General features: G+C 61.5%; 14 protein-coding genes. 4 read left to right on the top strand and 10 right to left on the bottom strand.

The features are described from left to right. Position 1: 1 nt before the first annotated feature. The 7 genes from ACPWR9_RS07510 to ACPWR9_RS07480 all read right to left on the bottom strand — a co-directional run bounded on the left by ACPWR9_RS07510 (position 2) and on the right by ACPWR9_RS07480 (position 7436). Positions 2 to 904, bottom strand: a complete 903-nt coding sequence (locus tag ACPWR9_RS07510; RefSeq protein WP_426297619.1) for a glutamate/aspartate ABC transporter substrate-binding protein — start codon at positions 902 to 904, stop codon at positions 2 to 4. 83 nt (positions 905 to 987) lie between these two features. After that, complete coding sequence (locus ACPWR9_RS07505; protein ID WP_426297621.1) at positions 988 to 2190, bottom strand: aminotransferase class I/II-fold pyridoxal phosphate-dependent enzyme; 1203 nt, start codon at positions 2188 to 2190, stop codon at positions 988 to 990. 39 nt (positions 2191 to 2229) lie between these two features. After that, the gene (locus ACPWR9_RS07500; protein WP_426297623.1) at positions 2230 to 2910 is read right to left on the bottom strand and encodes an RraA family protein; all 681 of its coding nucleotides are present in this window, start codon (positions 2908 to 2910) and stop codon (positions 2230 to 2232) included. Positions 2911 to 2940: 30 nt separating this feature from the next. Beyond that, positions 2941 to 3444 (bottom strand): alpha-IPM isomerase, encoded by a 504-nt coding sequence (locus ACPWR9_RS07495; protein ID WP_426297625.1) that lies wholly within the window; start codon positions 3442 to 3444, stop codon positions 2941 to 2943. Next, positions 3441 to 4733 carry a 3-isopropylmalate dehydratase large subunit gene (locus tag ACPWR9_RS07490; RefSeq protein ID WP_426297627.1) on the bottom strand — a complete coding sequence of 431 codons (1293 nt, stop codon included), beginning with the start codon at positions 4731 to 4733 and terminating at the stop codon, positions 3441 to 3443. The genes ACPWR9_RS07495 and ACPWR9_RS07490 overlap by 4 nt, the downstream gene beginning before the upstream one ends. A gap of 150 nt (positions 4734 to 4883) precedes the next feature. Beyond that, complete coding sequence (locus ACPWR9_RS07485) at positions 4884 to 5807, bottom strand: LysR family transcriptional regulator (protein WP_426297629.1); 924 nt, start codon at positions 5805 to 5807, stop codon at positions 4884 to 4886. A 75-nt stretch (positions 5808 to 5882) separates the two neighbouring features. After that, positions 5883 to 7436 (bottom strand): MFS transporter, encoded by a 1554-nt coding sequence (locus ACPWR9_RS07480; protein WP_426297631.1) that lies wholly within the window; start codon positions 7434 to 7436, stop codon positions 5883 to 5885. A 156-nt stretch (positions 7437 to 7592) separates the two neighbouring features. On the opposite strand from ACPWR9_RS07480, the gene ACPWR9_RS07475 reads away from it, so the two are divergent. Both ACPWR9_RS07475 and ACPWR9_RS07470 read left to right on the top strand, forming a co-directional pair. Continuing rightward, positions 7593 to 8498 (top strand): LysR family transcriptional regulator, encoded by a 906-nt coding sequence (locus ACPWR9_RS07475; RefSeq protein ID WP_426297633.1) that lies wholly within the window; start codon positions 7593 to 7595, stop codon positions 8496 to 8498. 147 nt (positions 8499 to 8645) lie between these two features. Then, complete coding sequence (locus ACPWR9_RS07470; RefSeq protein WP_426297635.1) at positions 8646 to 9287, top strand: HD domain-containing protein; 642 nt, start codon at positions 8646 to 8648, stop codon at positions 9285 to 9287. Positions 9288 to 9303: 16 nt separating this feature from the next. Here the strand turns inward: ACPWR9_RS07470 and ACPWR9_RS07465 are convergent, their stop codons facing one another. Continuing rightward, complete coding sequence (locus ACPWR9_RS07465; RefSeq protein WP_426297637.1) at positions 9304 to 10152, bottom strand: LysR substrate-binding domain-containing protein; 849 nt, start codon at positions 10150 to 10152, stop codon at positions 9304 to 9306. Between the two features lie 104 nt (positions 10153 to 10256). Between ACPWR9_RS07465 and ACPWR9_RS07460 the strand changes: the two genes are divergently transcribed. Next, positions 10257 to 10898 carry a LysE family translocator gene (locus tag ACPWR9_RS07460; protein ID WP_426297639.1) on the top strand — a complete coding sequence of 214 codons (642 nt, stop codon included), beginning with the start codon at positions 10257 to 10259 and terminating at the stop codon, positions 10896 to 10898. A gap of 31 nt (positions 10899 to 10929) precedes the next feature. Here the strand turns inward: ACPWR9_RS07460 and aqpZ are convergent, their stop codons facing one another. Beyond that, entirely contained in the window at positions 10930 to 11622 is a 693-nt protein-coding gene (gene aqpZ / locus ACPWR9_RS07455) for an aquaporin Z (RefSeq protein ID WP_426297641.1), read from the bottom strand. Positions 11623 to 11797: 175 nt separating this feature from the next. On the opposite strand from aqpZ, the gene ACPWR9_RS07450 reads away from it, so the two are divergent. After that, the gene (locus tag ACPWR9_RS07450) at positions 11798 to 12634 is read left to right on the top strand and encodes an AraC family transcriptional regulator (protein WP_426297643.1); all 837 of its coding nucleotides are present in this window, start codon (positions 11798 to 11800) and stop codon (positions 12632 to 12634) included. A 36-nt stretch (positions 12635 to 12670) separates the two neighbouring features. Here ACPWR9_RS07450 and mnmH read toward each other — a convergent pair whose 3' ends face one another. Continuing rightward, positions 12671 to 13780, bottom strand: coding sequence for a tRNA 2-selenouridine(34) synthase MnmH (mnmH, locus tag ACPWR9_RS07445; protein ID WP_426298017.1), 1110 nt, complete (start codon positions 13778 to 13780; stop codon positions 12671 to 12673). Positions 13781 to 13850 lie beyond the last annotated feature (70 nt).

Below are 13850 nucleotides of genomic sequence, written 5' to 3'. Positions count from 1 at the left end.
CTCAGTCGTCCAACGACACATCGTTCGGCGCATCGAACACCGACTTCAGCTTCTGACTCAGCGGCAGATTCAGGTTGATGTTTTGCGGCGGAATCGGCGACATGAACCACTTCTGGTACAGCTTGTACGCCTCGCCACTCGTCTGAAGGCGCGCAATCGTCTTGTCGACGACGGCTTTAAGCGCCGGATCGTTCTTCGGCAGCATGCATGCGATGGCTTCGAATGTCTGCGGCTCGCCGGTGATGATGTACTCGTCCGACTTGGCGGCCTTCGCCTTCTCGGCCGACAACACGTCCGAGTCCATAAAGAACGCTGCGGCACGTCCCTGCTGCACCATCATGAAACCCTGCGCGTGGTCGGTGGCCGCCACGATCATCACGTTCAACTTTGCGTCAGCAACTTTCTTGCGCAGATAGCGCTCGGACGTCGTGCCCGCCGTCACGGCAATCGTCTTGCCTTCGATATCGCTGAACGACTTGATGCCCGACGTGCGCTTCGTCAACAAACGCGTTTCCGTAATCGAGATCGTGTTCGAGAACTCGACTTGCTTGCGGCGCTCTGCGTTGTTCGTGGTACCGCCGCATTCGAAGTTGATCGTGCCGCTTTGCACCAGCGGAATGCGATTCTGCGCAGTAATCGGCATCATGCGCACTTGCAAACCGGGCGCGTCGATCTCTTTCTTGATCGCCTCGACAATCTGCAACGCGATCTCTTGCGAGTAGCCGATCACGTTCTGTCCGTTGTCGTAATACGAATACGGCACCGACGACTCCCGGTTACCCAGCACGATGACGTTGTTCTCCTTGATCTTCTTCAAAGACCCGGTAAGCGGCGTGGCAGCCTGGGTATTCGCCACACCGCTCATCAGCGCCAACAACACAACCCCGTAGCTCATGTACTTCATCTTGTCGTCTCCACCCGCCTTCGAAAGCGGTCGTTTATGGTGATGCAGAAGGGAATGCCAAGGTGCGTCGCAACGCGCGAGCGTCAGGTCAGCGCGGCACACGCGCGTGCAATTCGCGAGCACGCTTCGCGCAGGTTTTCCATCGAGGTCGCGAACGACAACCGGAACGCCGGCGAGATACCGAACGCCTCGCCCTGAATCACCGCCACGTCCTGCGTATCGAGCAGATAGAGGATGAAGTCGGTGTCGTTCTGGATGACCTTCCCTTCCGGCGTGGTCTTGCCGATCACACCGGCGCACGACGGGTAGGCGTAAAACGCGCCGACCGGCTTCGCGCAGTGCAACCCTTCGACCGCATTGAGTTGCTCCACCACCAGATCGCGACGTGCCGTGTATTGCGCCTTCCAGTCCACGAGGAAGTCTCGCGGGCCAGTGAGCGCCGCCAAAGCACCTGCCTGACTGATCGCCGACGGGCTGCTGGTGCTTTGCGACTGGAGCTTGGCAATCGCCTTGATCAGATCGCGCGGACCGCCCGCGAAACCGATGCGCCACCCGGTCATGGCGTAGGCCTTCGAAACGCCATTCACCGTGAGCGTGCGCTCTTGCAGATGCGGATTGACTTGCGCGAACGTGAAGAACTCGGCGCCGTCGTAGATCAGGTATTCGTAGATGTCATCCGTGAGCACCATCACGTTCGGATACTTCGTCACCACGTCGCCCAATGCTTTCAACTCGTCGCGGGTGTACGTCGCACCGGTCGGGTTGCAGGGCGAGTTGAGAATCACCCATTTGGTACGCGGCGTAATGGCGGCTTCGAGTTGTGCGGGTGTCAGCTTGTAGCCGTCTTCGGCGCGGCAATCGACGATCACCGGCGTGCCGCCGTTGAGCAGCGTCATATCGGGATACGACACCCAGTAAGGCGCCGCGATGATGACTTCGTCGCCGTCGTCGACCGTGCTGGTGAGGGCGTTGAAGATGATCTGCTTGCCGCCATTGGCGACCGTCACCTGATCGATGCCGTAATCGAGGCCGTTCTCGAGGCGGAATTTCTCGCAGATGGCCCGCTTGAGCTCCGGCGTGCCATCGACGACCGTGTAGCGTGTCTTGCCCGCCTTCATGGCGGTGTAGGCCGCCTCGACGATGTGCGCGGGGGTATCGAAGTCAGGCTCGCCTGCGGTGAGTCCGATGATGTTCCTGCCTTGCGCGCGCAGTGCTTTGACGCGGCCCGTTGCCATGGAACTGGGCGACGGCTTGATTCGGCCCATACGGGCAGCCAGCAAACTCATGATGTTTCGATTCCGTAGTCGTGGGGGATGTGAGACAGGTCAGGCAATCACGCCGAGCTTGCGCAAACGCTCGTCGATCCATTCGCGCTTGTCTTTGCCAGCGCGAATCGCCGTCTTGCGCTGCTCCTCACGGGCAGCCTGCTCGCGTGCTTTGCCGAGGACGTACGTCCATTGATCGGGCGGCACCGCGACCACGCCGTCTTCATCGCCGACGATCAAGTCGCCCGCATTGATGACGAGTCCGCCAATCGTGACCGGCACGTTGACTTCGCCCGGCCCTTCCTTGAACGGTCCGCGGTGCGTGTTGCCGCGTGCGTAGCAAGGGAAATCGGCCGCGCGAAACGCCCCGATGTCGCGCACGGCGCCGTCGATGACGAAACCGGCAATACCCCGCACTTCGGCGTGAATCTGCATCAATTCGCCAATCAGGGCTTGCGTCACATCGCCGCTCGCATCGACCACGATCACGTCGCCGGGCGCTGCCATGTCCATCGCCTTGTGAATCATCATGTTGTCGCCGGGGCGAACCTTCACGGTGATGGCGCGGCCCACGAGACGCTTGCCTGCGTGATACGGACGCAACCCTTGCACGCCGCAAATGCGCTGCATGCTGTCGCTGATGTGCGAGGTCACGATGTTGGCGTAGGCGTCGAGAATGTCGGCAGGGATCGGGGCTGGCATCGGCAGCACGCGGAACCCCGCTTGGTTGTGTTCGTTCATGGTGTCCTCATCGAAAAAATTGGGCATCGCTCAGAGCGTGCGGTGTTCGCGCAGATACGGCACCAGCCCGCCGGCGTTCAGAATTTGGAGAATTTCCGGCGCAATGGGTGCGCCTTGCAACGGCGTCGTCTCGTCGTTGATCCAGACCTCTGTCTGGTCTCCGAAGACCACGCGAACCGTGTCGCCTTCGCGAATTTGCGACGTATCGCACTCAACCGGATACAGCCCGTTATTGATCGCGTTGCGGAAATAGGTGCGCGCAAACGTCTGCGCCAGCACCACGCGAACGCCCGCACCGACGACAGCGGTGACCGCGACCTCCATCGCCGAACCGCAGCCGAAGTTCTTGCCTGCGACGATCAGATCGCCCACGCGAACGCTCTGGGCAAAGTCGGGGTGTGTGGTCTCGAAGAGGTACTGACGCAGCACCTGTGGGTCGAGTGAGTCGCGCTTGCGGCGCGACGAGATGATGTAGTCGGTATTGACGTCGTCGCCAAAGCAGCGCGCGCGTCCTTCGATGGTCTGTGCGTTCATGAACGATGGCCCAAGCCCAATTGCCCCAATTGCGAGGGCGCTACGAGATAGCCGGCCACGGCGCTGGCGGCGCAGACCTGCGGCGAGGCGAGATAAATGTTGGCGCTCGCGTTACCCATGCGCCCTTTGAAGTTTCGATTGGCGGTGGACACCACGTTGACCCCGTCGCCGGGAATGGCACCGCCCGTGCCGCAACACGACCCGCAGCCTGGCGTGACGACAATCGCGCCGAACGCGAGGAAGTCGGCCAGCTCACCGCCACGCACGAGGTCTTCCATGATTTCGCGCGACGCTGGCGTCACCACCAGTTGCACGCCGGGGGCGGGGCCGCCGTAAGTGCGCAATACGGCAAGCGCCTCTTGAAAGTCTTTCACGCGCCCGCCAGTGCACGTGCCGAGGTACGCCATGTGAATCGGCGTGTGCTCAAGTTCGGAGACCGTGACGACGTTGTCGACCTGATGCGGGCGGGCGACGTTGGGCTCGACCGTGGCAAGATCGAGCGTGATGCGCCGGGTGTATTGGGCGTCGTCGTCAGGCGAAAGCGCTTCGTCTTCGGCCGCGCCTTGCAGTGGGCGCTTTGCGAGGTAGTCACGCACCGTCTGGTCCACCGGGAACAGCGCATTCTTCGCGCCCATCTCGATCACCATGTTGGCGATCACGAGACGATCGTCGAAGTCGAGCGTGGCAATGCCGTCACCGTGGAACTCGAGCGTTTGATAGGCGGCACCGTCGGCACCGAGGATTCGTGCGAGGGCAAGGGCAATGTCCTTGCCACCGACACCGGTGCACAGACGGCCAACCAATTCGACGCGAATGCTCGCGGGCACCTTGAGCCAGACCTTGCCGGTCATCATGACCGCGGCCAGATCGGAGGAGCCAATGCCGGTGGCGAAACATCCGGCCGCGCCGTACATCACCGAATGGCTGTCGGCGCCCACGAGCAAACGGCCCGGGCGCGCATAGCCCTGCTCCACCATGAGCTGGTGGCCGATACCGGCGCCTACGTCGAAGACTTTGACGTCGTGTGCCGACGCGAACTTGCGAATGCGCGCCTGCAACAGTGCCGATTTGGGCGACGGTGCCGGGGCATAGTGATCGAAAGCAAAGACGAGTTGCTCGGGATGCAGCGGCGCGGTGCCGCCCATGGCGTCGAAGTAGTCGAGTGCCATCGGCACCGACGCGTCGGTCCCTAGCGCGAAGTCGACCGTACAAATGGCAATCTCGCCTGCACGTACGACCCTGCCCGCTTTACGGGACAGCAATTTCTCGGAAAGCGTCTGCCCTGCCATTACCCCAACTCCTTGAAGCCATATTGACCGGATGCGATGGGTGCACCCTTGGCGAACAAGTATGGGGACGACGCCTTTTTGAAACTAGCGAATAAAAGGCCTCATTGAGTCGGAAAAAATTTCATGCTTCGCGCGGCTAGCAGTTTGACGTCAGGCCGAGGGACCGCTCGCCGAAGGGACGTACTGCGGCTTGCGAAAGTCGCATAGGCGTTGCGCCAGCGCGGCGATATCGGCACTGAACTCCACCGGGCCATCGTTGCGATAGACGGCGTAGTAGCGCACGGTTGGCAGCGGCTCGTCGACCGGCACACGGTTGAGCAGGCCCTGTTGCACCAGATCGTCGAAGTAGAGGTCGGGCAGATAGCTCACGCCGAAACCCGCGACGGTCAAGGCACTGAGGGCGTTGAGGCTGTTACCGGCATACATCCGGCGAATGGAGAGCCCTTTGGCTTGAAACCAGCGGTCGAACACCGTGTCCACGCCCGAGGTGTCGATCTGCATCAGGATCGGATGCTTTGCGATTTCGGTGAGCGACAGCGGCTTCGACGTATCGGTCAGCGACGGGCTGCACATCCATTGCAGCGCCATTGTGTCGAGCGGCACGGCGGTAAATCCGGGGCCAGTCGCCGTGAGCGGGATGATCGCCAGATCGATATCGGAGCGTTGCAGCTTGGTGGTGAGCGCGGTACTCAAATCGATTTCGGGCTCGATGGAGACGTGCGGATACTTGACCCGCATCTCCTGCACGAGCTTCGGCAGCCACGTCAGGCCGATCAATTCCGTCACGCCGATGCGATAGCGGCGCACCACATCGACTGGCTTGCCCATGCGTTCTAGCAAGCGGTCGCGCAGTTGCAGAATCTCCTCGCCGTACTCAAGCACCTCGCGCCCTTTTGCCGTGAGCTGCATCGTCCGGCCGCTGCGGTCGAACATCGCGGCGCCGAGGAATTCCTCGACTTCCGTAATGCGCTTCGATACGGCCGATTGCGTCGTGTGCAGTCGCTCGGCAGCGGCAGCGTGCGTGCCGAGCTTGTTGGCCCAGTACAAGGCTTCGATTTGCTTGAAGGTGATCATGATGCTCCATCGGCGGGGTACCGCGCGGCTCAGTGCGCGCAATACGATACCCCAACACCTTCATCGATCACACGTTCACGTATTCACCGACTCCTGCACCGGGCGCGGCGATCGCGTGTCGGACCCAAACGCCACCGCACTCAACGCCGCCATCGCCCACGCGCCGATCACGCCGTACCACATCACGACGCCGAAGCCGTGCACCAGCGCCGCATGCACGATGGCACCGTTCGGATCGGCTGCGGCCAACGCCGCGTTGCCCTGCGCGAGTTGATCGAGATTGCCTGCGGCGACCTTCTCCGCAAGCCAGCGCAGCGACAGCGCGTCGCTTGAAGCGGGCAACGCACGGGTGAGATAGGCGCTCACCCCTTCAAGCAACACGAAGCCCATCACCGCGATGTTGATCGCCAGACTGATCAATCGTGCACTCATGTCGATACCCGACGCCATACCGGCGCGATTCGACGACACCGCCCCTGTCGCGGTGTTCGTCACCGGCGTGTTGGTCATTCCCAGTCCCGCCCCGCACAACACGCAGCCCGGCAGCACCGTGAGCCAACTGGCATGTGCCATATCGATACCGAAGCGCATCAACAAGAAACCGAGCCCGATCGTGAACATCCCCAGCGGAATCACGCGGTGGGCGCCAATGCGCAGCGCAAGACGTTCGGCAAATGGCGGCACGACAAGCGTCGGCACGGTGTAGGCCAGTAGCGATAAACCGGTGTTCACGCTGCTGTAGCCAAGCGCGCCTTGGAAGTAGATCGGCAGATAAACAATGAACGGCCAGTAGCTGAAGTTCATCCCCATCGAGCCGAACATCGCCCCGGAAAATGCACGAATGCGGAAGACCGAGAAGTCGAACATCGGCCGGGGATTGCGTTTCTCGACGATGAGAAACGCAATGAAGCTCAATGCCGTTGCCGCGATGATGCTCAAGCCCGTGGCGCTGCCAAAACCAAAATCCGGCCCCTGCGTGATGTAGTAGACGAGGCCGAACGTCGAGAGCGACAACGTGACGATGCCCGGCACATCCAGATGTTCCGCGTGCGGATCGCGCGATTCCTGCACCCCCGCAAAGACGAGGCCGAGCGCCACCATTGCAATCACCACGTGGATGAGAAAGACCCACTGCCAACTCGACACTGCGACGATCATGCCGCCGATGATCGGGCCGAAGCCCAGCCCGCTGCCGAAGACTATCCCCCAAGCGCCGAACGCCCGGCTGCGTTCGCGCCCCTCCCGAAACTGGTGCGACAACACCGCCACCATGCAAATCAACATCGCGCCGCCGCCAACACCTTGCAGAAACCGGCTGACAATCAGCACCGACGCGCTTTGCGCCAACCCGCAGATGAGCGAGGTCACCGCGAACACCACAATGCTGGCCACATAAACACGCCGGCGCCCGAACCGGTCGGCCAGCGTGCCTGTGGCCATCAGCACGGTGGTGCATGCCAGCGTGTAGGCATTCATGATCCATTGCAGAGCCTTGAAATCCGCGTGCAACACGCTCTCAAGGGTGGGGAGTACCGTCGGCACGCTGGATATCTCTAAACCGAACATCAGCGATGTCAGGCATATCGCAGCGAGCGCAAGGTTGTTTTTGGAGGTTAGAGAGGCAGTCATGGGTATCGCGGGAAAAAGTGTTGGTCCGTGGGCGCCATTCGCGACCGGAGCAAAACAACGTAGGCCCAACAGTCGCGTCTTGGCTGTACTATATCGGGAACCGAATTCCCCATTGCTGACAGTTTTTCCCATAAATAGCGACCACAGGGACCGAATATGTCAATCAATCTCGATGGTGTCGCCGTCTTCGTGCAAGTGGTCGAGGCAGGTAGCTTCACGCTTGCCGCCGAACGACTGAACCTTACGCGCTCGGCCATCGGCAAAGTGATTACGCGGCTTGAAGATCGATTGGGGGCACGCCTGCTCAACCGCACCACACGAAGCCAAACCCTCACCGAAGCCGGTCAGGCTTATTACGACCGATGTGTGCGCGCGCTAGCTGAGCTGGAAGCGGGCGAAGCCGAGTTGGACAGTGGACACGGCGAGCCCCGCGGGCGTTTGCGAGTGAGCGCGCCCATTGCCTTCGGTCATCACTGTGTGGCGCCGGTGCTGTTCGATCTCGCCCGCCAGCACCCTGAGCTTCAGATCGACATCTCGTTCACCGACAGAGCGGTCGATCTCGTGGAAGAGAACATCGATCTGGCCGTGCGCATCGGCGAACTGCGCGACAGCACGAGCCTTGCCGCGCGGCGTCTAGGCATTCAGGACGTGAGCATCGGTGGCTCACCGGCCTACTTAGCGAAGCACGGCAGCCCTCACGATATCGACGACTTCGCCGGTCATGCGGGCGTGATGTATTCCCGGGCGGGCGTGGTGAGCACGTGGCGCATGTACGACGCGCAGGGCGTGGAGCGCGAGTTGCAGATCAAGCCGCAACTGAGTCTGGACGACGTGCAGGCGATTGCCGGTGCAGGGGTGGCCGGTCTGGGGCTCGTACAACTGCCCTGCTGGCTGATGGCGCGATATGTCGCCACCGGTGAACTGGTGGCGTTACGGGAGCGTTGCGGTGTGCGGCCACTGGCGATCCATGCCGTTTGGCCGAAAACGCCCTATATGCCGCTGAAAACGCGTTGTGCAATCGATGCGCTCGTGGCCAACCTTCCGAAGATCGATCTCGACTGATGTCGCATAGATTCGCTGTCACCCGCTCGACGCGCTGGCCGACATGAACACGCATCTGGCGGAAATGGGCACCGCAAGCCGGTAGCGATGCGGGGCTTCGCTGTCCAGAATGGAACTGTCCGACTCGTTCCCTTCTGGAGGTTGCTTATGTCTGCCAGCATTGCCGGTATCGCCGTTCCCGATAGTCAGTTCGCTCGTGAAATCACCGAGCTTGTGCGTGACACGGCGTCGCCTTTGCTATTTCACCACTCAAGCCGGGTGTTCTATTTCGCCGCGCTTGCGGGACAGCATCGCGGGCTGAAATTCGACCCCGAACTGCTCTACTGCGGCTGCATGTTTCACGACATGGGGCTCACGCATCAGCACAGCAGCGCATGCGAACGATTCGAAGTCGACGGCGCTAACGCCGCCAGCGACTTTCTCAAGAGCAAGGGGATTTCGCAGCAAGATATCGACCTCGTGTGGACTGCGATTGCGCTGCACACGACACCCGGCATTCCCCAACACATGCATCCGCTGATCGCGCTGGTCACGGCGGGCGTAGAAATGGACGTGTTAGGCCTGACGTATCCCGAGTACAGCGATGTCGAACGCGAAGCTGTCGTGCACGCGCATCCGCGCACGGCGCATTTCAAGGAAGACATCATTCAAGCGTTTTTCGACGGCATCAAGCACAAGCCGGAAACCACGTTCGGCAACGTCAAAGCCGATGTGCTGGCCGACAAAGATCCGCATTTCCATCGCGGTAATTTCTGTAGCGTGATTCGCAATTCCGCGTGGGTCGGTTGACGGTCGAGACGGTCGATCAGGCACGTAGCTCCGTGAGAATCTGCTCCGCCAGAAAGTCGCAAGGCGGTCGGTTCGATGCTGCGCTACGTGCCAGCACCACCTCGAGATCGCCTAGCGGCGGCAGTCCATCGTTCTGCGACAACTGAACAAGATGGGCGGGTGCGCTGCACTTCGCCAGCGGTGCGACGGCTAGCCCGGCCTCCACCATGCTGATGAGCCCGAGCAAGCTCGGGCTTTCGTACGACATGCGGTACTTGATGCCCTCGCGCTGGAGCGCTGCCAGAGCGGCCGCCCGTGACGTGCTGCCAGGTGCGAACAGTGCCAACGGCAGCGGCCGTTCCTTCCAAACGGGGCGCGTGGGCGGGCCGACCCAGACCGATGGCTCGAAGCGGATGAATTCGCTCGGCAGTCCCTTGACCTTGGTCAGGCAGGCAAGGTCCAGCGTGTTGTCCTTGAGCAAGGGAGCGAGTGCACTGCTGGCCAGCCCGATCACCCGAATTTCCACGCGCGGATGCGCCAGCGCGAACTTCCTAAGCACCTGCGGCAGCAACGACGACGCATAGTCGTCCGGCACGCCAATGGTCACCCGACCCTTGACCTCGGGACGCACGATCGACGCCCACGCTTCGCTGCGCATCTCGAGCATGCGCCGTCCATAGTCCACGAGCCGCTCGCCTTCTGCCGTCACGGTCACGCGCCGCGTGTTGCGGATGAAAAGCGGCTTCCCTAGATCGTCTTCCAGTGCCTTGATCTGCATGCTGAGCGCAGACGGCGAACGATGCACCGTCTCCGCGCCTCGAGCAAACGATCCCGCCTCGGCAACCGCCACGACCATTTCGAGCACATCGAGATCGAGCTTTTTCATGACATTCAGAAAACCTGATGAATTGGCTCAGATTATATTACTTTACTGACGTCACTCGCACTTCGATACTGAGGCCAATCACAGCCTTTTTGTCGAGCACGGCTATGCAAGTGACTGCCTCGTTTTACGCGTTTCTCACGATTTGTGCGCTACTGGCCATCACGCCGGGGCCGAATATGATTTATGTGATGTCGCGCTCGATCGCTCAGGGCCGAGCGGCGGGTCTCGTGTCGTTGGCGGGGGTGATGATCGGCTACCTCTTTTACATGCTGAGTGCCGCGTTCGGCATTACGGCGCTGTTCATGAACGTGCCGCACGGGATGCAGGCGCTAAGTGTGGCCGGTGCCACCTACCTGCTCTATCTGGCATGGCAAGCGGTTAAACCGGGGGGCCGTTCGCCGTTCGAAGCCCGTGAGCTTTCGTACGAACCACCCCGGCGCCTTTTCATGATGGGCGCGACGACGAGCCTGCTGAACCCGAAGCTCGCCATGATCTTCCTGACGCTAGTGCCGCAATTCGTCCGCGATCAGGGCGGCAATCTGCTGAAGACGTCGCTCGTCATGGGATCGATCGTGATTCTGGCGTTTGCGCTCGTCAACGGCACCGTGGCGATTGGCGCAGGCAGCACAGCCCGATTTCTCGCTCAGCGCCCCGCCCTGCTGACGCTGCAACGATGGTTCATGGGTGTCGTGCTGGCAGCATTGGCCGCGCGCATGTTGATCGATACGTTCTTAACCAGCGCTTAACGTCCACGCCCGGTGGCTTGACGCAACGAACTCAGTCGGCGGTGCGCAAGCCACGCGAAACCGCGCCGCCAACGATCCCGCCAAGCAACGGCATCAGCCAGAACATCCACAACTGCTCTATCGCCCAGCCGCCCTGAAAAATGGCGACCGCCGTGCTGCGAGCGGGATTCACCGATGTGTTCGTCACAGGAATCGAGATCAGGTGAATCAGCGTAAGCGCCAACCCGATCGCGATCGGGGCAACCGTTGCCAATGACGGCCGAGACACGACGCCGTTAATGATCACCACGAAGAGCGCCGTGAGTATCAGCTCGATCACCAAACACGCAGCCAGCGCATACCCGCCGGGCGAATGAGATCCATAGCCATTCGATGCGAAGCCAGACGCCGCCGCGTCGAATCCGGGCAACCCGCTCGCGATGATGAACAACGCGCCTGCCGCGACGACCCCGCCAATGACCTGGGCAAGCACATAAGGCGCAATACGATTCGCAGGAAACAAGCCGCCCGCCCACTGTCCGAGCGTCACCGCCGGGTTGAAATGCCCGCCAGAAATATGACCGACGGCGTACGCCATGGTCAGCACGCTAAGTCCGAACGCCAGCGCCACGCCGACAAAACCAATGCCCAAATGCGGAAATGCCGCCGCGAGTACGGCACTGCCACAGCCCCCCAATACCAGCCAGAAAGTCCCAACACCCTCTGCCAACATACGTCGCAACATACCGCCTCCCAATCCCTAACGGGTACGCAAAGAGCGGCGATGCTAAGGCAACGCGGGGCGCGTCACCGCGATCCGGCGAAAAACCGTGAAAAAACTCAGGAATTGACGCGTGCTGCCGAAAAAACCGCAAAATCGGCAAACCGCCCGTGGATACATTGCTCGTCAAGGAGCGCATATGAAGAAACCCGAGACCCGCGTCCGGTACGCCCAACGCATGGAGCCCGTGCTGCATTGGCTGGCCAGTCATCCCGACACCGCCCCCGATCTCTATCAACTGGCGGACTTGGCCTGCTTGTCGCCGTACCACTTTCACCGCATCTATCGCGCCTTGATGGGCGAGACGGTGAACGGCACCGTGCAACGTATCCGGATGCACCGCGCAGCTGTCGCGCTGGCGGGGTCGGAGGATTCTGTGCGTGTTGTGGCGTCGCGCGCCGGCTACACCTCGGACGCGGCGTTCAACCGGGCTTTCGGTACGTTTTTCGGCATGCCGCCGGGACGCTACCGCGAGGCTCGCTCCGGACCCCTCGCCCCTAAGGAGCTAAGCATGTATCCCATCAGCATTGAATCGTTTCCCGGCACGACGCTCGCCGTGCTCAAGCACCAAGGCGACTATCAGGAGATCGGCCCAGTTTTCGTGCGCGCGTTCATGCTCGCCGGTGCACTCGGACTGGCCCGCCCGGAAGCGACCGGTTTCGGTGTGTATTTCGACGACCCGGAACAAGTCCCCACCGACCAGTTGCGCTCGCTTGCGGGCATGTCGGTGGCCCCCGACGCCGACATCGGCCGCGACCTCGAGCGCTTCGAAATTCCTGCCGGGCGCTGCGCGATTCTGACCTATACCGGGCCCTACAACGAGATCAGCAAGCCCTACTGCTGGCTCTTCTCCGAATGGCTGCCGAGTAGTGGTCTGGAACCGGCGGACTTCCCGGTGTTCGAGCAGTATCTCAACGACCCGCGCACGACGCCTGCGGCCGAATTGCAGACACGCATTTGCCTGCCGGTGAAGTGAGTCCGTCGCGAAGCGTGAGGGAATCCTCGCCAGGGACTAACGTCTGTCGTTAGTCCCGGCAGTGGCGAGGTGATCGGCGCTGTGTGTGCCGCTCACCAGCTCGCCGCCCACCAGCGAGAGCAATGCCTGCGCCTGGTCGCGCAGGTTTTCCGCCAGCGGCTCGAAGGCAAACGGCATCGCGGGCGGCGGACCGTTCAGCATCTTGCGCGAACTGCGCGAATACGCCGGATCGTAGTGCTTCGTCACGAGGGCTTCGAACAGTTCCCGGCGATGTTGTGCATCGAGTAAGTCGAGCCACTCCCCCACCACCGCATGGCCGTGCAGCGGCACCAGCTTGAGCAACTGTGCGCGGAAATAAGCCGGTTGGGAAAAGAGGTGGCCATAGTCCTCAAGCAGAAGATCCACACGCATTTCGTGCGGCGTGCGGACTTCGACACAGGTCGTGCCGCGCAAGGACGTCATCAGCGACTCCGGCAACGAAATCAACCCGATGCGACGGCTCTCCGCCTCGACAAACACCGGGCGCTGCGGGTCGAACCCTCGCAATGTGCCCACCAACTCGGTGTCGAACGACTTTTGCGACGGCTGCGGTGCATCCGGCATCGCCCCAAGCAACGACCCGCGATGCATCGCCAACCGCTCAAGGTCCAACGTTTGTGCGCCAACATCCGCGAGCGCGTGCAACAAGCGTGTCTTGCCAGTGCCCGTGTGACCCGCTAACACCACGTACTTCAACGTCGGCGGCAACGTTTCGAGCGACGTCACGACATCGCGTCGGTACGACTTGTAGCCGCCGTCGAGTTGTCGCGCGCGCCAGCCGATCAGGTTCATCCAGACAGTCATCGAGCCCGAGCGCTTGCCGCCGCGCCAGCAGTACACGAGCGGGCGCCAGTTGCGAGGCCGGTCGGCGAAGGTGGTTTCCAGATGCGCGGCAATGTTGCGCGCGACCATGGCCGCGCCCACGCGCGTGGCTTCGAACGGCGACACCTGCTTGTACATCGTGCCGACGATCGCGCGTTCTTCATTGCTCAGGACCGGCGCATTGATCGCCCCGGGCATGTGGTCTTCCGCAAACTCCAATGGCGTGCGTACGTCGATGATTTCGTCGAAATCACCAACTTTTTCGAGGGGAACGAGGAGATTGATCAAGGAGGCGGAACCCGGCCGCAATGCAGTAGAAGAGAAGAATTGGGCGAATTATGGCACGCGCGCTATC

The sequence above is a fragment of the Pandoraea pneumonica genome (genome assembly GCF_049918595.1).
GTDB lineage: Bacteria > Pseudomonadota > Gammaproteobacteria > Burkholderiales > Burkholderiaceae > Pandoraea > Pandoraea pneumonica_A.
The sequence above is the reverse complement of the archived record's forward strand: the minus strand, read 5'-3'. Positions and strand labels throughout refer to the sequence as shown.

Coding starts and splice junctions, on each gene's coding strand:
- ACPWR9_RS07450 (WP_426297643.1), top strand. CDS start 11,798: ATGAAGAAACCCGAGACCCGCGTCCGGTACGCCCAACGCATGGAGCCC.
- ACPWR9_RS07490 (WP_426297627.1), bottom strand. CDS start 4,733: ATGGCAGGGCAGACGCTTTCCGAGAAATTGCTGTCCCGTAAAGCGGGC.
- ACPWR9_RS07470 (WP_426297635.1), top strand. CDS start 8,646: ATGTCTGCCAGCATTGCCGGTATCGCCGTTCCCGATAGTCAGTTCGCT.
- ACPWR9_RS07465 (WP_426297637.1), bottom strand. CDS start 10,152: ATGAAAAAGCTCGATCTCGATGTGCTCGAAATGGTCGTGGCGGTTGCC.
- ACPWR9_RS07510 (WP_426297619.1), bottom strand. CDS start 904: ATGAAGTACATGAGCTACGGGGTTGTGTTGTTGGCGCTGATGAGCGGT.
- ACPWR9_RS07505 (WP_426297621.1), bottom strand. CDS start 2,190: ATGAGTTTGCTGGCTGCCCGTATGGGCCGAATCAAGCCGTCGCCCAGT.
- ACPWR9_RS07480 (WP_426297631.1), bottom strand. CDS start 7,436: ATGACTGCCTCTCTAACCTCCAAAAACAACCTTGCGCTCGCTGCGATA.
- aqpZ (WP_426297641.1), bottom strand. CDS start 11,622: ATGTTGCGACGTATGTTGGCAGAGGGTGTTGGGACTTTCTGGCTGGTA.
- ACPWR9_RS07460 (WP_426297639.1), top strand. CDS start 10,257: ATGCAAGTGACTGCCTCGTTTTACGCGTTTCTCACGATTTGTGCGCTA.
- ACPWR9_RS07475 (WP_426297633.1), top strand. CDS start 7,593: ATGTCAATCAATCTCGATGGTGTCGCCGTCTTCGTGCAAGTGGTCGAG.
- ACPWR9_RS07485 (WP_426297629.1), bottom strand. CDS start 5,807: ATGATCACCTTCAAGCAAATCGAAGCCTTGTACTGGGCCAACAAGCTC.
- ACPWR9_RS07500 (WP_426297623.1), bottom strand. CDS start 2,910: ATGAACGAACACAACCAAGCGGGGTTCCGCGTGCTGCCGATGCCAGCC.
- ACPWR9_RS07495 (WP_426297625.1), bottom strand. CDS start 3,444: ATGAACGCACAGACCATCGAAGGACGCGCGCGCTGCTTTGGCGACGAC.